Origin of the sequence: Synechococcus sp. H55.2 (genome assembly GCF_047462495.1) — a bacterium.
Lineage (GTDB): Bacteria > Cyanobacteriota > Cyanobacteriia > Thermostichales > Thermostichaceae > Thermostichus.
The window spans coordinates 14,150-34,112 of record NZ_JANSJH010000007.1 but is presented as its reverse complement, the minus strand read 5'-3'; the positions used below and the strand labels follow the sequence as shown (position 1 = coordinate 34,112).

General features: G+C 61.0%; 24 protein-coding genes and 1 pseudogene. 16 read left to right on the top strand and 9 right to left on the bottom strand.

Features of this window, described 5'->3' with window-relative positions:
- Positions 1 to 187: 187 nt before the first annotated feature.
- The 3 genes from NW844_RS01945 to NW844_RS01935 all read right to left on the bottom strand — a co-directional run bounded on the left by NW844_RS01945 (position 188) and on the right by NW844_RS01935 (position 2,316).
- On the bottom strand, positions 188 to 1,447 hold the full coding sequence (locus tag NW844_RS01945; RefSeq protein ID WP_414333004.1) for an MDR family MFS transporter: 1,260 nt from the start codon (positions 1,445 to 1,447) through the stop codon (positions 188 to 190).
- A gap of 81 nt (positions 1,448 to 1,528) precedes the next feature.
- Positions 1,529 to 1,675 carry a hypothetical protein gene (locus NW844_RS01940; RefSeq protein ID WP_414333003.1) on the bottom strand — a complete coding sequence of 49 codons (147 nt, stop codon included), beginning with the start codon at positions 1,673 to 1,675 and terminating at the stop codon, positions 1,529 to 1,531.
- 347 nt (positions 1,676 to 2,022) lie between these two features.
- Positions 2,023 to 2,316 carry a hypothetical protein gene (locus tag NW844_RS01935; RefSeq protein ID WP_414333001.1) on the bottom strand — a complete coding sequence of 98 codons (294 nt, stop codon included), beginning with the start codon at positions 2,314 to 2,316 and terminating at the stop codon, positions 2,023 to 2,025.
- A gap of 214 nt (positions 2,317 to 2,530) precedes the next feature.
- Between NW844_RS01935 and NW844_RS01930 the strand changes: the two genes are divergently transcribed.
- The 3 genes from NW844_RS01930 to NW844_RS01920 all read left to right on the top strand — a co-directional run bounded on the left by NW844_RS01930 (position 2,531) and on the right by NW844_RS01920 (position 4,658).
- Positions 2,531 to 2,773 carry a Ycf34 family protein gene (locus NW844_RS01930; RefSeq protein WP_011434378.1) on the top strand — a complete coding sequence of 81 codons (243 nt, stop codon included), beginning with the start codon at positions 2,531 to 2,533 and terminating at the stop codon, positions 2,771 to 2,773.
- Between the two features lie 142 nt (positions 2,774 to 2,915).
- Positions 2,916 to 3,929, top strand: coding sequence for an oxygen-dependent coproporphyrinogen oxidase (gene hemF / locus NW844_RS01925; protein WP_414333037.1), 1,014 nt, complete (start codon positions 2,916 to 2,918; stop codon positions 3,927 to 3,929).
- A 24-nt stretch (positions 3,930 to 3,953) separates the two neighbouring features.
- Complete coding sequence (locus NW844_RS01920; protein ID WP_414333000.1) at positions 3,954 to 4,658, top strand: alpha/beta hydrolase; 705 nt, start codon at positions 3,954 to 3,956, stop codon at positions 4,656 to 4,658.
- 1 nt (position 4,659) lies between these two features.
- On the opposite strand, the gene NW844_RS01915 is transcribed toward NW844_RS01920, so the two are convergent.
- From NW844_RS01915 to thrC, 4 genes are all read right to left on the bottom strand, one after another.
- Positions 4,660 to 5,247, bottom strand: coding sequence for a DNA-3-methyladenine glycosylase (locus NW844_RS01915; RefSeq protein WP_414332999.1), 588 nt, complete (start codon positions 5,245 to 5,247; stop codon positions 4,660 to 4,662).
- Between the two features lie 17 nt (positions 5,248 to 5,264).
- The gene (locus tag NW844_RS01910; protein WP_414332997.1) at positions 5,265 to 5,540 is read right to left on the bottom strand and encodes a ubiquitin-like small modifier protein 1; all 276 of its coding nucleotides are present in this window, start codon (positions 5,538 to 5,540) and stop codon (positions 5,265 to 5,267) included.
- Positions 5,541 to 5,576: 36 nt separating this feature from the next.
- Positions 5,577 to 6,101, bottom strand: coding sequence for a fasciclin domain-containing protein (locus NW844_RS01905; RefSeq protein ID WP_414332996.1), 525 nt, complete (start codon positions 6,099 to 6,101; stop codon positions 5,577 to 5,579).
- A 93-nt stretch (positions 6,102 to 6,194) separates the two neighbouring features.
- Positions 6,195 to 7,535 (bottom strand): threonine synthase, encoded by a 1,341-nt coding sequence (gene thrC / locus NW844_RS01900; RefSeq protein WP_414332994.1) that lies wholly within the window; start codon positions 7,533 to 7,535, stop codon positions 6,195 to 6,197.
- Between the two features lie 307 nt (positions 7,536 to 7,842).
- On the opposite strand from thrC, the gene mnmG reads away from it, so the two are divergent.
- Positions 7,843 to 9,777 (top strand): tRNA uridine-5-carboxymethylaminomethyl(34) synthesis enzyme MnmG, encoded by a 1,935-nt coding sequence (mnmG, locus tag NW844_RS01895; RefSeq protein ID WP_414332992.1) that lies wholly within the window; start codon positions 7,843 to 7,845, stop codon positions 9,775 to 9,777.
- Here mnmG and tsaD read toward each other — a convergent pair.
- On the bottom strand, positions 9,738 to 10,835 hold the full coding sequence (tsaD, locus tag NW844_RS01890) for a tRNA (adenosine(37)-N6)-threonylcarbamoyltransferase complex transferase subunit TsaD (protein ID WP_414332990.1): 1,098 nt from the start codon (positions 10,833 to 10,835) through the stop codon (positions 9,738 to 9,740). The genes mnmG and tsaD overlap by 40 nt on opposite strands.
- A gap of 191 nt (positions 10,836 to 11,026) precedes the next feature.
- On the opposite strand from tsaD, the gene NW844_RS01885 reads away from it, so the two are divergent.
- The 3 genes from NW844_RS01885 to NW844_RS01875 all read left to right on the top strand — a co-directional run bounded on the left by NW844_RS01885 (position 11,027) and on the right by NW844_RS01875 (position 12,331).
- Complete coding sequence (locus NW844_RS01885; RefSeq protein ID WP_414332988.1) at positions 11,027 to 11,572, top strand: Photosystem I reaction center subunit III; 546 nt, start codon at positions 11,027 to 11,029, stop codon at positions 11,570 to 11,572.
- Positions 11,573 to 11,641: 69 nt separating this feature from the next.
- Positions 11,642 to 11,761, top strand: coding sequence for a photosystem I reaction center subunit IX (locus tag NW844_RS01880; RefSeq protein ID WP_011434365.1), 120 nt, complete (start codon positions 11,642 to 11,644; stop codon positions 11,759 to 11,761).
- Positions 11,762 to 11,860: 99 nt separating this feature from the next.
- Positions 11,861 to 12,331 (top strand): photosystem I reaction center protein subunit XI, encoded by a 471-nt coding sequence (locus tag NW844_RS01875; RefSeq protein WP_414332986.1) that lies wholly within the window; start codon positions 11,861 to 11,863, stop codon positions 12,329 to 12,331.
- Between the two features lie 12 nt (positions 12,332 to 12,343).
- Here NW844_RS01875 and NW844_RS01870 read toward each other — a convergent pair whose 3' ends face one another.
- Positions 12,344 to 12,523, bottom strand: a complete 180-nt coding sequence (locus NW844_RS01870) for a CsbD family protein (protein WP_414332985.1) — start codon at positions 12,521 to 12,523, stop codon at positions 12,344 to 12,346.
- A gap of 376 nt (positions 12,524 to 12,899) precedes the next feature.
- Between NW844_RS01870 and NW844_RS01865 the strand changes: the two genes are divergently transcribed.
- The 9 genes and pseudogenes from NW844_RS01865 to NW844_RS01825 form a co-directional block, all read left to right on the top strand.
- Positions 12,900 to 13,289, top strand: coding sequence for a ribonuclease III domain-containing protein (locus tag NW844_RS01865; protein WP_414332983.1), 390 nt, complete (start codon positions 12,900 to 12,902; stop codon positions 13,287 to 13,289).
- Positions 13,290 to 13,321: 32 nt separating this feature from the next.
- The gene (rlmB, locus tag NW844_RS01860; protein WP_414332981.1) at positions 13,322 to 14,407 is read left to right on the top strand and encodes a 23S rRNA (guanosine(2251)-2'-O)-methyltransferase RlmB; all 1,086 of its coding nucleotides are present in this window, start codon (positions 13,322 to 13,324) and stop codon (positions 14,405 to 14,407) included.
- Positions 14,408 to 14,456: 49 nt separating this feature from the next.
- A complete protein-coding gene (locus NW844_RS01855; RefSeq protein ID WP_414332979.1) occupies positions 14,457 to 14,714 on the top strand; it encodes a DUF1816 domain-containing protein in 258 nt (85 codons plus the stop codon).
- Positions 14,714 to 15,031, top strand: a complete 318-nt coding sequence (locus NW844_RS01850; protein WP_414332977.1) for a 2Fe-2S iron-sulfur cluster-binding protein — start codon at positions 14,714 to 14,716, stop codon at positions 15,029 to 15,031. The genes NW844_RS01855 and NW844_RS01850 overlap by 1 nt, the downstream gene beginning before the upstream one ends.
- Positions 15,032 to 15,092: 61 nt before the next feature.
- Entirely contained in the window at positions 15,093 to 15,299 is a 207-nt protein-coding gene (locus tag NW844_RS01845; protein ID WP_414332976.1) for a hypothetical protein, read from the top strand.
- Positions 15,300 to 15,678: 379 nt separating this feature from the next.
- Complete coding sequence (thiD, locus tag NW844_RS01840) at positions 15,679 to 16,509, top strand: bifunctional hydroxymethylpyrimidine kinase/phosphomethylpyrimidine kinase (protein WP_414332974.1); 831 nt, start codon at positions 15,679 to 15,681, stop codon at positions 16,507 to 16,509.
- A 23-nt stretch (positions 16,510 to 16,532) separates the two neighbouring features.
- Entirely contained in the window at positions 16,533 to 17,090 is a 558-nt protein-coding gene (locus tag NW844_RS01835) for a GDYXXLXY domain-containing protein (protein ID WP_414332972.1), read from the top strand.
- A gap of 52 nt (positions 17,091 to 17,142) precedes the next feature.
- Complete coding sequence (locus tag NW844_RS01830; RefSeq protein WP_414332971.1) at positions 17,143 to 18,414, top strand: peptidase C39 family protein; 1,272 nt, start codon at positions 17,143 to 17,145, stop codon at positions 18,412 to 18,414.
- Positions 18,415 to 18,768: 354 nt separating this feature from the next.
- A pseudogene (locus tag NW844_RS01825) lies at positions 18,769 to 19,963 on the top strand (hypothetical protein); the annotation flags it as partial.

Genomic DNA, 19,963 nt, shown 5'->3' with positions numbered 1-19,963 from the left:
CAAATGATGTTGCCAATCAAGCTCACGATTCAGATCCTCCACCGTTGAGACCAGATTGTGGAACCAGCCCTCCTGTTCGGCATCCTCACCCAAAAAACTGGGTCTCAAGACCCATCTTTGAGGACGGATTGATCCTAACAAGCTACTGGCCAAGCCGGGCTCCCCAGATCCGCTTCTTTTCTGCGCTTTAGGGCTCCACGATCAGAGGCGCTGTGGCTCTATTCACCTGGCAGGGCAGAATGCGATTAAGAAAGCCGAGGATCCCCAAAACCAGGCCGACGCTGATCACCCAAAAGACCCACAACCCGCTTGCCCACGGTTGCGGCAAGTCCAAAGCCATCCCCCCAATCATGGGGCCAACGGCAAATCCTGCCGCCCAACAGAGGGAGTTGACCGACAGATACACCCCCCGCAAGTGATCCGGCGCCAAATCCGCCACCAAAGCAGAGGCAGAGGGGTTATAGCTTACCAAGGCCAACGAGAGCACCACCAGAGCCAAGGCCGCCACCCCCAAAGCCGGCCCGGTTCCCAGCCCTGCCGCCAGGCCGCTGAGCCAAACCAGGAGAAATCCCACCCCCCACATTAGGGCGGATCCCTGCAACCCTTGGACGCGCGTGCGGCGGTTTAGCCAACGGGCCACCGGCATCTGCAGCAGAGCAATCAGAGCCCCATGTAAGGCAAACAGAATGCCGATTTGCACCTCTGGGATCCCTACCCGATTGCGGAAGTAGAGGGGCATGCTGCTGCTGAGCTGAGCGATGTAAGTGGTGAACAGGATATTCGACAGGCCAAACACCAAGAGAGAGCGATCCCCAAGGGCGGTTTTCCAACCTGCTAACACAGGCTCTGTCGCCGAACAGGTGGCCCGGGTTTCCCGGATGAAAAACCAGAGCACCGCCAAAAAGATTAGAAAAGTAACACCATCGATTACAAACAAGAGCCGATAGGCCCCCGTCAGAGCCACCAGCGTGCTGGCCATAGCCACCCCAAGGCTGAGACCCAGGCTATCCCCCAGGCGGTTGAGAGCGTAGGCTTCGTTGCGCTGCTCGCGCGTGGTTAGATCCGCTACAATCGCTTCTGCAGGCGGCCAGTATAACCCTTGCCCCAAACCTGCCGCCACGTTGGCCAAGGCAAAACTCCAGAACTCGTAGGAGAGCGCAAACCCAAAGGATCCCACGGCAGAAATAGACAGCGAGAGGATCAACGTGGAGCGGCGCCCCCAAGAACCATCGGCCATCGAGCCGCCCAGGATGCGGCCAAACACCCCGGCAAAAGCCATAACGCCCAGCCCCAAGCCCACTTGGGTGGCGGTCAGCCCTACCCGATTGACAAAAAAGAGGGTGGCATAAAACAGGGTAAAGCCGGTTCCGGTTTGGGAAAGCAGCCGACCGATGAAGATCAGCCAGACCTGAAAACTGAGCTTCGGCCACCAGGAAGGGATCCGCATAGGGGCTGTAACGGAGGACAAATTACCTAGGCTACGGGATCCCGCTTGCCGACGCCAGCGCCCGGGTAGATCAGGCCCAGCCTAATCTCCATTGCGAGAACGCCCCTCCTGCAGAGAGCCAACAGACAGGGCAATCAATTCCCCCAAATTCAAATACTCGCTCAACAGCCGCGCCAACCTGTACACTCGGTAGTCGAGCTGCGCCAAGCTATTGTCCATCACCTTCATCACTACAGCACACCCATCTTCCTGAACTGACTTGCAGCCCTCTCCTAAGCCATCCTCAGCCGGCTCGCCTCTGCAAGCAAGGCAGCAAGACCAGCCAAGAGGTCAAACGGTACAGCTTCTTACCACGTCATCTCCCTCAGCCAAGGTAGATCCATCCCTTGCATAGATTAGGATCCTGCTTGGCTGCAGAACTCTCCTGAAGGTGGAAAAAGCTGTCAGGCCTGCCGACTCAATTATAGACAAAATCTGACGGAGTTTAAACAAGTATTAAGCAGAAAGCCCCGCTGGCCACCGAAACGGCTGGCCAACCTGCGGCATCCTTAGCGCCGGAAGGGGCCCACTGGCTGCTAGCCGACGGCCATCCGCGACTTGGCTGCCACAGCTCGCTCTTCCTCTGCCTCAGGGGGAACGGCCACAAACTCGATGTGGTTGAGCAGGGTGGTCACAAAGGCGAAGAGCAAAAAAGGCAGGGAAATGACCAAAATCAGGGCGATGGTGAGAAAGGCATAGAGGGGGCTATTCATCAGGGAGAGGGCAGCGCCCAGGCTGGCAAAGATGACAATCAACCAAATGATGATCTGGCCGTAAATATCTCCAAAGGAGAGGGTGCAGGTGAAGCGGTAGCGGGTGTGGGTGTTCATGGCAATTCCTTGGGATAGCCTGGATAGTTCGATCCTAGAGGCAGATCCAGCCTCAGCCTGAGAAGTATGTCGAGATTCTAGATGAGAGACGAGGAGATGCCTCTGTTTGCTAAGAAATATCTCAAGAGCCGGCTGAGAAAGAGGGGATCCCCTGTCTAGAAAAGGGCCGGATGCTACTCTCGAGATCGGGAACCGTCTCTTGCAGGCAGCAACCATGTGTATTTGTATTCACTGCTACTACGTAGACCGCTGCACCACCTACCATGCCGTGGAAGCGCAGCATCAGCAGCCCCATCTCACTTTGACGCCGGATTTTGAGCCGCAAGGCCCCCAGATCAATGTCAATATCCGCAACGGCGGCACGGAGATGGAATGGGATGTGGTGGGCTGCCAGAGCTTTCGCGAGGAACGGAACAAATGGGCGCGGCTCCGTCCCTACGAGGCGGTTCCCACGTAAGATCCCAGAATGGCCTGGACCTAAGCTGCGCACTGTACCGTCCAGGGGCGGTCAGAGCTCTTGGGTTCGGCTGCCCCAGCTTGAGAGGGTTTGTTGGGACTGGGGATGTTTTTGGCAAGTTGCGAGAGATAGGAAGACGATGATGCTGGCCTCAAGCCCGACAGCGCTGCCGGTGGACGCCCGCCAACAGGTGAGCCGGTTCATGCAGCGCCTACAGGATGACATCTGTGCCCGTCTGGAAGCCCTGGATGGCAAAGCCAAGTTTCGCGAAGACCGTTGGGAACGCCCTGGCGGAGGGGGTGGGCGCTCGCGGGTCATCCAGCAGGGAGACGTATTTGAGCAGGGGGGGGTCAATTTTTCCGAGGTGTTCGGATCCCATCTGCCCCCCTCGATTCTGAAACAGCGCCCAGAAGCGGCAGGGCATTCTTTCTATGCCACCGGCACTTCCATGGTGCTGCACCCCCGTAACCCTTACGTGCCGACGGTTCACCTGAACTATCGCTATTTCGAGGCGGGGCCGGTTTGGTGGTTTGGGGGCGGCATGGATCTCACCCCCTATTACCTGTTTGAGGAGGATGCGGCCCATTTTCACCGCACCATCAAGGCGGCCTGTGACCGCTTGGATCCCGCCTACTACCCGGCTTTCAAGATCTGGTGCGACCGCTACTTTTTCCTGCCCCACCGGGGTGAGGCCCGCGGCGTTGGCGGCATTTTCTTCGACTATCAGGATGAGCGCCCCGGCCTCCTTTACCGTCCTGAGGGTCAGGCAGAAGGGGATCCCGACCAGCTTGCGACTGAACCGCCACCGCTGCAAGTGCGGGTGGGATGCCGCAGTTGGGAGCATCTTTTTGAGCTGGTGCAAGCCTGTGGTGAGGCCTTTTTGCCGGCCTATGTGCCCATTGTGGAGCGGCGCCAGGGAATGGAATGGGGGGAGCAGGAGCGACAATTCCAGCTCTATCGGCGCGGGCGCTATGTGGAGTTTAACCTGGTCTACGACCGGGGCACGATCTTCGGGCTCCAGACCCAAGGCCGCACCGAGTCGATCCTGATGTCGCTGCCGCCGTTGGTGCGCTGGGAATACGGCTACGAGCCGCAGCCGGGCACCTGGGAAGCCAAGCTCTACCAGGTTCTGCGGCACCCCCAGGATTGGGCATAGTTTCCCCGTCTGGAGGATGTCTGTGTGTCTCCCCCTTTGCCCCTCGCCTACCGCTTTCAGCCCCCCCGCCAAGCCGGCCTGGGATCCGCACCTGTGTTGGTGATGCTGCACGGGATCGGCAGCCACGAGGGGGACTTGTTCCAGTTGGCTCCCTATCTGGATCCCCGGTTTGCGGTGATCAGCTTGAGAGCCCCCATTGCTTGGGGTGTAGGCGGGTTTGCCTGGTTTGAAATGGCCTGGACGCCGGAAGGGCTGGTGGGGGATCCGCAGCAGGCACGCGATAGCCTCCAGCTCCTGAGCCGCTTTCTGGAGCAGGTGTTGCCGGATGGGCTCCCGGATCTTTCTAATCTTGCTTTGGATCCAGGCCAGGTGTATTTGCTGGGGTTTAGCCAGGGGGCGATCATGAGCCTGTATTTGGCTCTGACCCAGCCGGAGAAGCTGGCAGGGGTGGTGGCGATGAGTGGGCGCCTATCTCCAGAGATCCTGGCCGAGGCGGTGGAGCCGGAGCGGATGAAACACCTGGCCATCTTGGCGGTTCATGGCACTGCCGATGCCGTTTTGCCGATTGCTTTTGGCCGCCAGATCCGGGACTATTTCGCCCCGTTGCCGCTGAACTTCACCTATCGCGAGTACGAGATGGGCCATGAAGTTGCTCCGGAGAGCCTGCGGGATATTCAGACGTGGTTGCAAAACCGGTTGGATAGAAGAGATTCGCCAATGAAAGCGTGACCTAATAGCGCGACACCGTCGGATGATCCTTAATGTACCAGCGCCAGGGGAGCTCGGCCCCATGGGTAATGCCAATGCGGGTGGTCTGGACGATGGGCAACTGTGCTTCCCAAGCGGGGGATCCCTCTAGCCAAATGCCTTCCTGGCCGGCTTCCGCCCGCTCCAGCCGCCAGCCGTTGTGGGATCCGTCGATGCGCAACGCCTGACAGAGCAGGCCCGGCCCTGACGCCACCCGTGCAGGCTTCGAGCGCTTACTGGCCGGGATCCACTCCGGCAGGCAATCCAACTGGGCTGCCCGGATCAAAACTGCCGAGGGGATCCCTTCCGCGTCGGTGACGATGTTCAAGCAGTGGTAGAGGCCGTAGATGCGATAGACGTAGAGATGGCCCGGCGGCCCGAACATCACCTGATTGCGCCGGGTCTTGCGGCGATAGGCGTGGCAAGCCGGATCTCCGGCGGTGTAGGCTTCCGTTTCCACGATCTGGGCCCGCACCTGCAGCCCATCGGCAAATTGCCGCACCAGCACCATGCCCAGCAAAGCAGGCGCCACCAGCGGCGCCGGCTGGCTTAACCAATCCCTGGGATCCACGGCAGGCTCGGCAGGCCTCAGCCCCCGGCAACAGCAGGGACGATGCTCACCTCATCCCCATCCTGAAGAGGGGTGTCGGAGCCGTTGAGGAAACGAATATCTTCGCTGTTGACATAAAAATTGACAAAGCGGCGCAATTCCCCCTTCTCGTCGCACAGCCGCGCCTTGATGCCCGGATAGCTCTGCTCCAAGGCCTCCAGCAACTCCCGAACTGTGGATCCCTCGCAATTCACCACCTCCTGATCCCGGGTGAGTGCCCGCAGCGTGGTGGGAATCAACACCTTGACCGCCATAAGCCAATGCTTCGTCCATCGACCAACATTAGAAGACTAGGGTAGCAGCACCCCGTCAATGCCGTGAATCACCCCGTTCGAGACCGGAATATCCGCCAGGTTCACGTTGGCCCCGTTGACCCGGATGCTGCCATCGGATCCCACCTGCACCCGCAGCGGCAGCCCTGCCAAGGTGGTCAGAGTAGTCGATTGGCCGGGCCGCAGGTCAAACGAGGTAATCCGCCCCGGCACCACATGATAGGTGAGGATGCGGGTGAGCTGATCCCGGTTGGCCGGCTGCAACAACGTCTCTACGGTGCCCGGCGGCAGTTGGCCAAAAGCTACATTGGAAGGGGCAAAGATCGTAAATGGCCCCGGCCCCGCCAACGCCGTGTTCAGCCCCGCCGCCCGCAAAGCCGCCGCCAACGTCGAGTAGCTGCTGGGCAAAGTTTCCAGCTCAACGGCAATGGTGTTCAGCCCCTGGGGCCGAGCCGTGGGAGCCAAAGCAAGAGGGGTCAACACAGCCACCGCCACCGGCAGGCAGCGACGCGCAAAGTGACGGACAGAACGAAAGATAGGCATGGTGCAAAGCTCCTGAGCAAGTGGGCCTGTACCAGGGATCGTAACAGTTCTTCATTAAGACTCCGTTAAGAGCCCAGGGGGATCCCCCTCGCTTCAAACCGAGGCCTCTTGCCAGTCCAGCCGCTCCAGGGTGCGGGCCCGCTCCAACGCCTGTTCAAAGCTCTCCAGCTTGGGCGAGATCAGCAGCGGATGGCCCACCTGCGCCTGTACTGCCTCCTGGGTCTTCAAGCCATTGCCGGTAATATAGGCAACCGTAACCGCCTCAGGATCGAGCTGGCCGGCTTCGGCCAGGTGTTTGAGCACGGCGATGGTGGTGCCGCCGGCGGTCTCAGTGAAGATGCCTTCGGTCTCGGCCAGGAGCTTGATGCCAGCGATGATCTCGGGATCCGTGGCCGTCGCGATCTGGCCGCCGGTCTTGCGGGCGATCTCCAGGGCGTAGATGCCGTCGGCAGGGTTGCCGATGGCAATGGACTTGGCGATGGTATTGGGCTTAACAGGAGTAACAAAATCCCGTCCTTCGCGAAAGGCCTGGGCAATGGGTGCACAGCCCTGGGCCTGGGCGCCGTGGAAGGTAACCGGCTTCTCCGCCACCAGCCCCACCTTCACAAACTCCTGGAAACCTTTGTAAATCTTGGTGTACAGGGATCCGGACGCCAGCGGGATCACCACCTGATCCGGCAGTTGCCACCCCAGTTGCTCCGCCACCTCGTAGGCCAGGGTTTTCGAGCCTTCTGCGTAGTAGGGGCGCAGGTTGATGTTGACAAAGCCCCAGCCGTAGCGATCGGCCACCTCGGCGCAGAGGCGATTGACCTGGTCGTAGTTGCCCTCCACGGCCATGACGATGGGGTTGTAGATGAGGGATCCCAGCACCTTACCCGCTTCTAAGTCCGCCGGGATGAAGATGACACAATCCAAGCCGGCGTGGGCGGCAATGGCGGCGGTGGAGTTGGCCAGATTGCCCGTGCTGGCGCAGGAAACGGTGGTAAAGCCCAGCTCCTTGGCGCGGGTTAGGGCCACCGACACCACCCGATCCTTAAAGCTGAGGGTGGGCATGTTGACGGCGTCATTTTTGATGTAGAGGTTTTTCAACCCCAACCGCCGGCCCAGCCGCTCCGCCTTCACCAGAGGCGTCATGCCGGTGCCCACATCGATGGGCCGCTCCGAAACCACCGGCAGAAAAGGCCGATAGCGCCAGATGGACAGCGGCCCGGCCTGGATGCTCTGCCGGCTGACGGCGCCCTTGAGCCAGTCGTAGTCGTAGACCACTTCCAGGGGGCCAAAACACAGGTCGCACACGTGCTTAGCCACCGGCTCGTACTCAGCCCCACATTCGCGGCAGCGCAAGCGGCTGAAGCCCACCTGGGGGTTGCGCAGGGCAGGAGCCGCTGGGGCAGCGGCAGGCACGAGCGGGCGTTGGGAAAGGGTTTGCGTCATAGGGAGCCTCAGGCAGGAGAAAGGGCTGGATCTTGTTTACCCATCGTCGGGGGCCATCTTATCACCCCCGATCTATCCCGTCAACCAAATCCGACTAAAATAGTCTGGATTAGATTCGACTGGGGAGAGCGGGATCCTGGCCGGTTTGGGCAACCTCGGGGCGGCAAACTGGTGGGGGTCTGGCCAAGGAGCCTTTTCCTCTTGCCGAGATTTGGGGATAGCCCTCTATCCATCGCTAGACTGGAGAAACAAGCTGTAACAACCCAATTGGGATAGGGGATCCCGGTAGCCAGCAAGGGGCAATCCGATGCTCAAAGTTGGACGAGACAACGTGGATTTTCTCGACCACTACGACGTGATTGTCGTGGGTGGGGGGCATTCCGGCTGTGAAGCGGCCTTGGCGGCAGCACGCTTGGGCTGCAATACCTTGATGCTGACGTTGAACCTGGACAAGATTGCCTGGCAGCCCTGTAACCCCGCCGTGGGCGGCCCGGCCAAGTCGCAACTGGTGCACGAAATCGACGCCCTTGGCGGCGAGATGGGCAAGGTTACCGACCGCACCTATTTGCAAAAGCGGGTGCTCAACCGCTCGCGGGGGCCGGCGGTGTGGGCCTTGCGGGCGCAAACCGACAAACGCGAGTACGCACGGGTGATGCGCTCGGTGGTGGAAAACCAACCCAACCTGACCCTTCGCGAGGGCACCGTCACCGACCTGGTGCTGGGGCGCAACGATGAGGTGGTGGGCGTGGTTACCCACTTTGGCAGTGTCCTCGGCTGTGGGGCGGTGATCTTGACCACGGGCACCTTTCTGGGGGGGCGCATCTGGATTGGCCGCCACTGGCAACCTGCCGGCAGGGCGGGGGAATTTGCCGTCGAAGGCCTGACCGACACCCTGCGCCAACTGGGCTTTGAGACGGGCCGGCTGAAAACCGGCACCCCTGCCCGTGTGGATCGCCGCAGCGTCGATTTTTCCGTGATGGAGCGGCAACCAGGGGATCCCGACGTGCGCTGGTTTAGCTTCGACCCGGAGGTGTGGGTGCCGCGGGAGCAGATGGACTGCTACCTCACCCGCACCACGCCGGAGACCCATCGCATCATCCGCGAAAATCTCCACGAGACCCCGGTCTACGGCGGTTGGGTGGAGGCCAAGGGGCCTCGCTACTGCCCCAGCATCGAAGACAAGATCGTCCGTTTCGCCGACAAGGAAAGCCATCAAATTTTCATCGAGCCGGAAGGGCGGGATCTGCCGGAGCTCTACATCCAGGGGTTCTCGACGGGGATGCCGGAGAAAATCCAGATCCAGATGTTGCGCTCCTTGCCCGGCCTGGAGCGGTGCGTGATGCTGCGGCCTGCCTACGCCGTGGAATACGACTATCTGCCGGCTACCCAGCTCTACCCCACCCTAATGACCAAAAAAGTGCAGGGGCTGTTCTGCGCCGGCCAAATTAACGGCACCACCGGCTACGAGGAGGCGGCAGCCCAGGGGCTCATAGCCGGGATCAATGCCGCCCGCCTGGTGCAGGGCAAACCCTTGGTCACTCTGCCGCGCGAGTCCAGCTACATCGGCACCCTCATCGACGACCTCTGCACCAAAGAGCTGCGGGAGCCCTACCGCATGCTCACCAGCCGCTCCGAATACCGTCTTATCCTGCGCGCCGACAATGCCGACCAACGCCTCACCCCCCTGGGGCGGGAATGGGGCCTCATCGACGACCGCCGCTGGTCTCTTTTCCAGGCCAAGCAAGCCCGCATTGCCGCCGAGATCGAGCGCCTGGAAACCCAGCGGGTTAAGGCCCACGACCCCGCCGGGATCCACCTCAGCCAACTGACCGGCCAGGGGATCAAAGGATCCGCCACGCTGGCCGAGATCCTGCGCCGCAACCCGATCCACTACGCCGACCTGCTGGAGCTGGGCTTGGGCAATGAGGAGCTGGATCCCTTTGAGCAGGAGGCAGCAGAAATTGCCGTCAAATACAGCGGCTACATCCAGCGGCAGCAGAACCAAATTGAGCAGGTGAGCAAGCAGTACCACCGCCCCCTGCCCCCCGATCTGGACTACCACTCCATCCCCACCCTCTCCAAAGAGTCGCGGGAGAAACTGGCGGCCGTCCGACCCCTGACGGTGGGCCAGGCCGCTCGCATTGGCGGCGTCAACCCCGCCGACATCAACGCCCTGCTCATCTACCTCGAGGTGCGGCAACGTCAGAGGGCAACGGCAGAACCCGTTAGCACCTCGCGGTAATCTCTGCCCCCCTTGCCGTAGAGGGCAGGGATCTCTTCCAGGGGCAGGCGCGAAGCTACGCCCAGATCCAGGGGTGAGATCTCTCCCCGCAGCCAGTGGCAGAGGCCGGCTGCCCCGATCATGGCGGCGTTGTCGGTACAGAGGGCAACAGGCGGGATGATCACCCGCAGGCCCTTGGGTCGGCCCGCTTCCAGCAGGCGAGCTCGCAGCTCCCGGTTGGCGGCCACCCCCCCTGTAACCAGCAGGGTTGAGAGGCCCAGCGCCTCGGCACAGGCCACCGCTTTTTCGGTCAGCACGCGGGTGAGGCAGGCCTGGAAGCTGGCAGCAATATCGGCCACGGGCAGTTCCCGGCCTTCCTGCTGCAACTGTTGCACCAGGCGCAGCACCGCCGTCTTAAGGCCGCTGAAGCTGGTGTCGTAGGGGTGATCCAGCTTGCCCGCGGGCAGGGGGAAGCGGTTGGGATCCCCTTGTTGCGCCCAGCGGTCGATCGGCGGCCCGCCCGGATAGCCCAGCCCCAACAGCCGCGCCACCTTGTCAAAGGCTTCGCCGGCAGCATCGTCACGGGTGCGGCCCATCGTCTGGTACTCCCCATAGTCCTTCATCCAGATCAAGCTGGTGTGGCCCCCTGAAACCAAAAGGCAGAGACAAGGGGGACGCAAGTCGGGCTCGGTCAAAAAGCCGCTGAACAGGTGGCCCTCCAGATGGTGCACCCCGATCAAAGGTTTGTTGTAGAGCAGGGCCAAGGTCTTGGCCCCCATCAGCCCCACCAGCAGGGATCCCACCAGGCCCGGCGCACAGGTGACGGCAACAGCATCCACCTCGGCCACGCCCAGCCCGGCCTGGTGCAGCGCGGACTCCAGCACAAAGGGCAGAGTTTCCACGTGGCGGCGGGAGGCCACCTCCGGCACCACGCCCCCATAGGCCGCATGAAGGTCAATCTGGCTGGCCACCACAGAGCTGAGCTGCCGCGGGGCAAACCCCGGCCAGGCCGCATCTGCCTCCACCACAGCCACAGCCGTTTCATCACAACTGGTTTCGATGGCGAGGACGCGGGCCATGGGAGAGCAAGTGGGGGAAAAGGGGTGGGAACGCTTCAGGATCCTTAAGAATTGTGTGAGCTAAAACTCGGGATCCGTCGAGGTGAGGCGCTCGGGAGTATGATACTAACCGTTTAGTGCCTGTTTCTGCACTTAGCATTCCTGCACATTTAGACAGATCCTAGACCCCTAGCTCAAGGACACATCCTGCTATGCGAACCCTTTTGAGTTTCCTTTTGGCCCTCTGCATCGCGCTTGGCCTTGCCCAATCTGTGCAGGCAGAACCCTTGATCGGTCTGAAGCCTTGCAGCGAAGTTCCCGCTTTTCAGGCCCTGATGAACGAACGCCTGAGCAGCCTCGAAGAGAAGATCCTCAACGCCAGCCCTGACCTGGCTCCTCTCTACCAGCAAAAGCTGGCCCAAACTGAGAAGCGCTTTGAACGCTACAGCAAGCTGCTCTGCGGCGAAGAGGGCCTGCCCCACTTGGTTACAGATGGTCGATTGAATCATGCGGGCGAGTTTCTCATCCCCGGCCTGCTTTTCCTCTACATTGCCGGTTGGTTGGGCTGGGCCGGACGCTCCTACCTGATTGCAGTTCGAGATGAGGAGAGCCCGGAGATGAAAGAAAGCCTAATCGATGTAGCGCTGGCGCTGCGCTGTTTCCTCACGGCTCTGGTTTGGCCCGCGGCTGCTTTGAAGGAAATTGCCAGCGGCGAAATTCAGGAGCCAGAAGCTGCCGTGCCCATCTCGCCCCGCTGAGGAACCTCAGCCCGGCCTTCCTTAACTCGATTATCGGTTCATTATCTGTTCAACTCTTGAGAGGCGTCTATGGCTGATTTCACCAAGTTTCTCACCACTGCTCCGGTGGCCTTTATCCTGTTTTCCAGCTTCGTTTTTGCCCTGTTTATCGAGATCAATCGCTTCTTCCCGGACATTTTGACGTTCTGAGTGGAAGCAGGGGATCCCCGCCACGACCCGTGCCCGGCGGGATCCCTGCTTTTTTGAGCTTTTTTCCATCTCTTTTGAACCGGACACAGAGTTGCTGAAATGGTCGAACCCAATGCCGATCCCGCTCCGTTGAATATGAATAGGGGATACGTCACCGTCCCCGAAGGAGATCCGCAGATTGGCGATCTCTGGACGCCGATCAACCACGCGTCTGTTGTCCGTCTGTTGATAGACTGGTTGCCCATCAACCGACCGGGATTGAGCTCCATTTGGCGGGGCTTGGAAATCGGCATGGCCCACGGCTATTGGCTGGTCGGCCCCTTTACCAAGCTGGGGCCGCTGCGCAACGAGTCCATCGGTCTGCTGAGCGGCTTTCTGGGAGCCTGTGGCCTGATCTTAATCCTGACGGCAGCCCTCTCTCTCTACGGCACTGTCTCCTCGCAGCGCAACGGGGGATCCCAGTCTTGGAGCGAATTGGCGGCCGGCTTTTTGATAGGGGGGATGGGCGGGGCGATTGTCGCCTATCTGCTTTTGCTCAACGGAGATCTGTTATTCCCCAATTTCGGCTAAGCGGTTTCCTCTCTAGTCCATCCCCTCATCTGCGACGTCTTTGAGGGACTCTTCAGCCGTCTGTTGAGCAGCAGCTTCGGCCAGTTCGGCTTTACTTTCCAGCTTTTCGCGTTGATCGCCGGCCAGCTCGCCCACTGCTTCCTGGATTTGGCTCTTCTTGAGGGGGGGAGTCACTTGCTTGTCAAGGCTCATAGCGTCAGACCCTTGCCGGTACCGCTTGGTTTGTCATGGTTGTTCTAAGCACGATTAAGACACTTTGCCTCTCTCACAAGGGGAGAGGGGAGCTGGAGATCAACGGACAGGCTGTTTCATACCCTTTGCAATGACCATAACCAGCGCTTTTTCTTCCCCAGCTTCGTGATCCAAATCACTTACAGAAGCGGGGGTTCAGGGCGACAGGGAGACTGGCAGCATGGCGGAAACTTGCCCTAGCATGGACTGGATCGGCCCGGATTGAGTCTTGAATTTGTCATGAGCCGACAGCAGCGGTTCTGGATATTTTTTCAACGAATAGTTGTTGTAAGCTGTTGTGAGCGATCTGCTGTCCGACCCCACTGCTGAAAGATCTTTGGCCGAAATCCGTCGCCTATCGCCCGCAGCCTTGGCCTACTTGGGAGATGCCATTTATGAACTGCATGTGCGGCGGCAACGGTTGTTTCCGCCGGATCGGCTGGAGCGCTATCACCAGCAGGTGGTGAGGCGGGTGCGCGGCTCGGCACAGGCCAAGTTGTTGTTGGCGCTGTTGCCCCATCTCAACCCCGAAGAGCAGGAGATCGTCCGCTGGGGTCGCAATGGCTGCGGTCGCCCACCCCGGCATCTGCCTCTGGCCGATTACCAAAACGCCAGCGGCCTGGAAACCGTTCTGGGCTATCTCTACCTGGTCAATCCCGAACGACTTCGCCATGTCCTCGCCCTCACCGATGTTTTGGCTGAGACCCTGGGCGAGGAGGAAGGCTAGGATAGTCTTTCGTCTTTACCTCTTCCACGCCCATGCCCAAGCCTTCTCAGCGCAAACCTGCTCTACGGCTGTCTCGCTCGGGCAAACTGCAACGGCGAGGAGCAGGGCAATCCGTCGGCAAGCGGGGACAGTGGCCCAAACGCCGAGATGGGGGGCCCAAGCTTGTCACTCAAGAGGCTCCCCGCCGCAACGCACAACGGCAGTCGCCTCAAGGCCAGGTGGATTCTCAATTGACAGGCAAACTGGATCCCGGCCTTCCCATTGACGGGACAGGGGTCTTGCCGGAAGAAGCCCAGCCTCAGGCCGAGTTGGAGCAAGAGATTATCTACGGCCGCCAGACGGTACTGGCTGCTCTGAGAAGTCAAGCTACCCTCAACCGAGTTTGGATCCTGCCAAAGTTGCGCTACAGCCCGCCCTTTTTCTCTCTGCTGGAAGCAGCCAAAGGGCGGGGCACCGTTATCGATGAGGTATCTCCACAACGGCTGAACGCCCTCACGGCTGGTGCCAATCACCAGGGTATCGCCGCCCAGGCCACGCCTTATCAGTACATGGATCTGGAGGATTTGGTGGAAAAAAGCCGTCAGGCCGGCCCCCATCCGGTGCTGGTGGTGCTAGACGGGATCCAAGATCCCCACAACCTGGGGGCTATCGCCCGCAGCGTGGAAGCGTTTGGTATGCAGGGGATGGTGATCCCCCAACGGCGGGCGGCAGGGGTAACCGCGACGGTGATGAAGGTGGCGGCAGGAGCCCTCTCCACCTTGCCGGTGGCGCGGGTGGTGAACTTGAATCGCGCTCTAGAATATCTTAAAGAGCAGGGGTTTTGGGTCTACGGCACCACCAGCCAAGGGGCTCCCCCCGTCTACGGCGCCGATTTTCGCCGTCCCATCGCCTTGGTGGTGGGATCGGAAGGGGAAGGGATCAGCCTGCTCACCCAGCGCCACTGCGATCAACTGCTGTCGATCCCCTTGGCGGGCCGCACGGAAAGTTTGAATGCTTCGGTGGCAGCGGGCATCGCCCTCTATGAGATTCACCGGCAGCGCTCCCCCCACCAGCTCAAACGCGCCGAGGTCGAAACATTTCTCAACAAATCGTCAACAAAAGCAGTAGAATCTAGTTGATGATTGCCAAAGATCCCGAACGATCTTTGGCACTTGTGAATAGGGGGGGATGGATCCCGTGAGCAACTCTTTAACCAGTCTGTTGGATAGGCTGCTTGGCTTATCGGTTTGGATCGAGATCACCACCGACGACTGCACCTACTACTACGGCCCCTTTGCCAGCGAGAGAGAGGCAGAGGCGCATAAGAGTCACTACATCGCCGACCTGGAGGCGGAGGGGGTCAAAAGGATCGAGGCTCAGGTGAAGAAAATGCGCCAGCCGCAGTCGCTGACGGTGGCCCGCACTCCTTCGCGGGTGGGTTCCTAATGGCGGCTATGGTTTATCAAGTAACTGTCCATCACCGGGGCCAGACCTACCGCTTCCCCGCCGCGGCGGATCAGACGGTTTTACAGGCGGCTCTGGAGCACGGCCTGGAGCTACCTTCCTCTTGTCAGGCGGGAGTTTGCACCACCTGTGCAGGGCGGCTGAAGTCGGGATCCGTGACCCAGGTGGATGCAATGGGGATCGGGCCGGAACTCAGGGCTCAGGGCTTTGTCCTGCTGTGCGTAGCTTACCCTACCTCTGATCTGGAGGTGGAGACCGATCAAGAGGAAGAGGTTTACCGTTTACAATTTGGCTCCTAGCCGTGCCGGATCCCACGCCTGCTTCTACGCCAGTTTATTGTGGGATGGTTTTCGACAGCCTGTGAAGCTGCATTTTCTCCGCCTGTCTTTGCCCCTGAGTTGGCCGGTTTCTGCTTCTCAACTGGAGGGATCCCTTCTCCAGCAAGTGGCCGAGGAGTTGGGGCGGCCAGCCTCCCTACTGCGCTGGAGCCTGACGGCGGTGGAGGGGGAGAGGGCTTGGGTGGAGGTGGTGGCTACCACCGCGGATGGCTCTCCAGATCTAGGCTAGAACAGCCCACTCCTATGGCTATTTCAAACCCGATTCAGACACTCCCTCACCCCCAACCCCTCTTCCAGAGGCCCTCACCCCCAACCCCTCTCCCTCTGGGAGAGGGGAGTTAGAGCGGCGGGTTCGTGACAGCGTTGCGTAGCAATAACGACGTGACGAACCCATTTGATATTTGAAATGACTATGGTTGGCTTCTTGACGGGCGTCTGGAAGCGTTTTCCCAATACCTCAGCGGTCTCAGACTATCGGGAACCAACAGTTTCACTGCTACGTTGAAAAGATGATCGATATCGATTGATGGAAATGACTATCGGTACCCTCGGCAGTTTTTGTCGTTTGGCCAATGTCTGTCCCCACATCTGAACCAACTCCGGCTCCAATGTTGGCCGAGCAGCATCCCCCTGTCGCCCTCACCATCGCTGGATCCGACAGCGGTGGCGGAGCGGGCATTCAAGCAGATCTGCGTACCTTTGCCTTCCAGCGCGTACACGGCACTTCCGCTCTGACCTGCGTGACCGCCCAGAATACCCTGGGGGTTACCCGGGTGGATCCCCTGCCGCCGGAGGCAGTGGCTGCCCAGATTGAGGCGGTGGTGCAGGACATCGGGGTGCAAGGGATCAAAACCGGCATGTTGCTCAACGCCGAGATCGTGGGGGAGGTGGCCCGGCAGGTGGAGCGCTGGGCGTTGCGGCCGCTGGTGGTGGATCCGGTGATGGTGTCTCGCACGGGAGCTAAGTTATTGGCCGATGAGGCCATTCAGGCCATCTGCGAGCGGCTGATCCCCTTGGCTCAGGTGCTGACCCCCAACCGCTACGAGGCCCAGATTTTGGCAGGGCTGGAGCTGCAGTCGCTGGCAGATATGGAGGCGGCGGCCCGGCGGATCCGCAATTTGGGCTGTGGGGCGGTGCTGGTCAAAGGTGGGGGCATGCCGGGGGAGTTGCAGGGGGTGGATGTGTGGTTCGATGGCGAGCGGCTGGAAGTGCTGAAAACGGAGCGGATCCCCACCCGCCATACCCACGGCACCGGTTGTACCCTCTCGGCGGCCATTGCGGCGCAACTGGCCTGGGGCAAGGATCCCTTGGCGGCTACGCTGGCGGCCAAAGCCTATGTAACAGAAGCGCTGCGGCATCCCTTGGCCATTGGCGCGGGGCAGGGGCCGGTGGGACACTTCTACCCGCTTTTGTCCGAGGTCGACAAACCTGTGCCATAAGAGAGAAGTCGCTCCCTCTGGCTATGTCGAATCTTTTTAAGAAGGGATCCCTGCCCCAATGGCGGTTTTGGCTGGCCCTGCTGCTGCAACTGGGCATTGTTCTGCTGATACCGGCTCGGCAGGCGCTGACCCTCGCCACCGGAACTACGATCTACTTGCAAACGGCCCCTCTGGATCCCTATGACCTCTTGCGGGGCCGGTACGTGACCTTGGGTTACGTCGTCGATCGCCGCTCCACCCTGGAACAACTGCCGGGTTGGTCATCTGAATTGGACAGACCAGGGATCCTGTATCTGCGCTTAGCTCCCTCCGGCGGGGATCCAACTCAACCTTGGCAAGCCATCGGTGTCAGCCGGGACATGCCCAAAGACGTGAAGCCTGAAGAGAAAGTGCTGCGAGGCCGGTTTGACGGGTGGCGGCTCAAGTTTGGCATCGAAGAATTTTTTATTCCCGAAGCGGTGGGAGATGTCCTGGAAGAGGATATTCGGCGTTATCCCGAAGCCACGCGGGCAGAAGTGAAAGTGGATCCCTGGGGCAAGGCAGCGTTGATTGGCCTCTGGGTAAGAGAGCGCCGCTACTAAATGCCCTTTTGCAGAGTCATTGTGTCCGGCTTTTAATGGGGGCAAGCCGACCATGCGGGTTGCAGAAGGCCAGAGCGGTTGGCAAGGGCTGTTTGGGCTGGTCAGCGCGGCTGTACTGCTCCTGCCCGCGTTGGCCCAGCCGGCTCCAATTTCTCCAGGACTCTTGCTGATGCAAACCCAGACCCACTCCACCTATCGCACCGGATTGCAGCGCTGGCAGGCCCCCCAAGGTTTTCAGGACTGGTCAGCCCGCGGGATCCGGCTGAACCCCCAAGGGCAATTGTTCTTGGATCCAGAGGGCTGGCGGCAAGCAGTCAGCTCTGAAGCACCTGAGTCGGCGTTTCAGGGCCGGCCTTTTTATCCCCCCGGCAGCTATTGGGTGGGAGAAGCCGTCAGCCCGGAAGTTCCCGCCAGCTTTCCTCTGGTGGAGGCGATCGTCTCCTGGAATGCCACCACGCCCCCCGGCACCTGGTTGGAAGTGGGGATCCGCGCCAAGCTGCAGAGCCGCTGGAGCCGGTGGTATCACGCCGGGGTGTGGGCCGCCGATCCGGCCACCCTGGCCAGCCACTCCGTGCGCGGGCAGGCAGATGAGGACGGCAACCTAAACACGGATTTGTTGGTGCTCAAGGATACCCACAACGGGGCAGAGGCTTTTCAGGTCAGGGTGCGCCTATTCACACAAGAGGCGGGCCGCTCTCCCCTGGTGGATCAGGTGGCGGTTGCCTTTTCCAACCAGCCGGCCCAGCCCAGCCACCTCTCCCCTGGGGATCCCAGCCGCTGGGGCCAGGTCTTGGATCTGCCCTTGTGTTCCCAGATGGTGTACCCCGACGGGGGAGCAGCTTGGTGCAGCCCCACCGCTTTGGCCATGGTGATGGCCTACTGGCAGCGGGATCCCCGCCCCTGTGAGCCGTTGGTGCGCGCCGCGGTGGCTGGGGTATACGACCGGGTTTACCGAGGCCACGGCAACTGGGCCTTCAATGTGGCCCATGCCGCCGAGCGAGGTTTGGCCGGCCTGGTGGCACGGCTGCAGAGCCTGGCCCAGGCAGAAGCCTGGATCGCAGCAGGGGTGCCAGTAATCCTCAGCTATGCCTGGGGTGAGGGAGAGCTGGAGGGGGCGCCGCTCCCCCGCAGCAACGGCCATCTGGCAGTGCTGGTGGGGTTCGATAGCCAAGGGGATCCCATCCTCCACGATCCGGCGGCCAAGACCAACGAAGAAGTTCGCCGCACCTACCGCCGCGACCAGCTGGAGTCTTTGTGGTTGGCACACTCCGGGGGTACTGTCTATTTGATTTATCCGCGGGACTGGCCGATCCCAGAGCTATAAGTCTAACGACCGTCGCTCACCCTGCCAGACGCTTCTGCTCGAAGAGGCTGGGATCCCGATCTGGACACTTGAGCAGACAAACGCAGACACAACTTGGCAAGCACCCAACTGCCATCTGGCTTTTCGGCGGGGATTTGAGTAAGGATGTAAAGAGTGAGGAGTGTAACTCACCTGTGGGTGAGGGCAGTTGGTTATGAATAGAAATGCAGTTCAGGGCCTGAGGCATTGGCCGGGCTGGCTCCTGCAGCAGGGAAGGTGCTGGGCAGTTTTCGCCAGCTCGTACGCTGAGGAAGACAGATATGGAGGTTTGGGTTCCCGCCATTTCCCAGTTTGGGGGAGAGGATAAGCTGCATCATGCCACGACGGGTTTCCCCTGCACCGCTATCTCTGCCGGCGCTGAGTGCCCTGGTGCTGGCCCTCTCGGCCTGCGGCGAGCTTTCTTCCTCTAATTTGTCTCCCAGCGTCGTTCCCCCTTCTGCCCTGCAGCCGGTTTCCACTCCAACTCCCCTCACCCCCTCCGCCTTTGCCCTCACGCTCGAACAGGCCCGCCAAGCGGGTCTGGCGGTGCCCAACAATCGCATCGTTTTGCTGCTCCAGGAACAGGGATCCGATCTGGTGGCCCAGCTCCCGGCTTCAGAGGTGGATCGCTGGCTGGCCCGCACCCCCACCTGGCCAGGAGTGGAAGGGATCGACTTGAGCATTACCCTGGGCAGCTATCGCCAGACCGCCACCGCGCCCCTGCGCCCAGGGCAACCGGCCACCTTCACCTTTACCAACCCGCCCGCCGGCGAAGCGGAGCTCAGCGCCGTCGCCTACCGGGGATCCACCACCTTGGCGCAAGGAAAGGGATCCCTGACCCTTTCTGCCCGCTCTGGGGGCTCTGGCGGGGCCAATCGCCGCCTGGCCATGTTGGTGCTCTCCGAGGTGGGGGTGCCGCTGCTGCACACGGGCTCGGGGGTGCCGGCGCCTGGCCAGCCGCTGCTGTTGTCGGGAGAAAATCTGGAGCGGGCAGAAACGGTTTTGTTTGCTTCAGCCGCCAATCCCGAGCGCCTCCTGAGGGGGGAGATCCGCTCCCGCAGCGGTGACCGTCTGGCGGTGATGCCGCCTTCTTCTCTTTCCGGCTCCGTTTGGGTCGCTGTTGCCGATGCTGCAGGGCAGGGGCTGGGTACACTGGTCTATGATTGGCCTGTGGCGACTCCCGCCCCCACTCCCACTGCTCCGGCAGCGTCGGCTTGGGTGGTGGAAACCTTGTTGGATGGCCGCACGGCGCCTGCAGCAGATCCGTCAGGCAACACCGGCAGCGAGTCCAGAATCTACCTACAGCAGATCGGGGGCATTGCCGTGGATCCAGAGGGCTCCCTCTACTTAGCCGACCCAGCTCAGCACCGGATTTTCCGGCTTTCTCCAGAGGGGGAATTGGAAGTTTGGGCCGGCACAGGCCAAGCAGGCCGCCGCGACGGAGCAGCGGACCAAGCTGAGTTCGACTCCCCACAGGGGCTGCTCTGGGATCCCAAAGGGGGATTGTGGGTGGCCGACAGCGGCAACCACT

Coding starts and splice junctions, on each gene's coding strand:
- NW844_RS01945 (WP_414333004.1), bottom strand. CDS start 1,447: ATGCGGATCCCTTCCTGGTGGCCGAAGCTCAGTTTTCAGGTCTGGCTG.
- NW844_RS01940 (WP_414333003.1), bottom strand. CDS start 1,675: ATGAAGGTGATGGACAATAGCTTGGCGCAGCTCGACTACCGAGTGTAC.
- NW844_RS01935 (WP_414333001.1), bottom strand. CDS start 2,316: ATGAACACCCACACCCGCTACCGCTTCACCTGCACCCTCTCCTTTGGA.
- NW844_RS01930 (WP_011434378.1), top strand. CDS start 2,531: ATGTGTATTTGTATTCACTGCTACTACGTAGACCGCTGCACCACCTAC.
- hemF (WP_414333037.1), top strand. CDS start 2,916: ATGCTGGCCTCAAGCCCGACAGCGCTGCCGGTGGACGCCCGCCAACAG.
- NW844_RS01910 (WP_414332997.1), bottom strand. CDS start 5,540: ATGGCGGTCAAGGTGTTGATTCCCACCACGCTGCGGGCACTCACCCGG.
- NW844_RS01905 (WP_414332996.1), bottom strand. CDS start 6,101: ATGCCTATCTTTCGTTCTGTCCGTCACTTTGCGCGTCGCTGCCTGCCG.
- thrC (WP_414332994.1), bottom strand. CDS start 7,535: ATGACGCAAACCCTTTCCCAACGCCCGCTCGTGCCTGCCGCTGCCCCA.
- mnmG (WP_414332992.1), top strand. CDS start 7,843: ATGCTCAAAGTTGGACGAGACAACGTGGATTTTCTCGACCACTACGAC.
- tsaD (WP_414332990.1), bottom strand. CDS start 10,835: ATGGCCCGCGTCCTCGCCATCGAAACCAGTTGTGATGAAACGGCTGTG.
- NW844_RS01885 (WP_414332988.1), top strand. CDS start 11,027: ATGCGAACCCTTTTGAGTTTCCTTTTGGCCCTCTGCATCGCGCTTGGC.
- NW844_RS01880 (WP_011434365.1), top strand. CDS start 11,642: ATGGCTGATTTCACCAAGTTTCTCACCACTGCTCCGGTGGCCTTTATC.
- NW844_RS01875 (WP_414332986.1), top strand. CDS start 11,861: ATGGTCGAACCCAATGCCGATCCCGCTCCGTTGAATATGAATAGGGGA.
- NW844_RS01870 (WP_414332985.1), bottom strand. CDS start 12,523: ATGAGCCTTGACAAGCAAGTGACTCCCCCCCTCAAGAAGAGCCAAATC.
- rlmB (WP_414332981.1), top strand. CDS start 13,322: ATGCCCAAGCCTTCTCAGCGCAAACCTGCTCTACGGCTGTCTCGCTCG.
- NW844_RS01855 (WP_414332979.1), top strand. CDS start 14,457: ATGGATCCCGTGAGCAACTCTTTAACCAGTCTGTTGGATAGGCTGCTT.
- NW844_RS01850 (WP_414332977.1), top strand. CDS start 14,714: ATGGCGGCTATGGTTTATCAAGTAACTGTCCATCACCGGGGCCAGACC.
- thiD (WP_414332974.1), top strand. CDS start 15,679: ATGTTGGCCGAGCAGCATCCCCCTGTCGCCCTCACCATCGCTGGATCC.
- NW844_RS01835 (WP_414332972.1), top strand. CDS start 16,533: ATGTCGAATCTTTTTAAGAAGGGATCCCTGCCCCAATGGCGGTTTTGG.
- NW844_RS01830 (WP_414332971.1), top strand. CDS start 17,143: ATGCGGGTTGCAGAAGGCCAGAGCGGTTGGCAAGGGCTGTTTGGGCTG.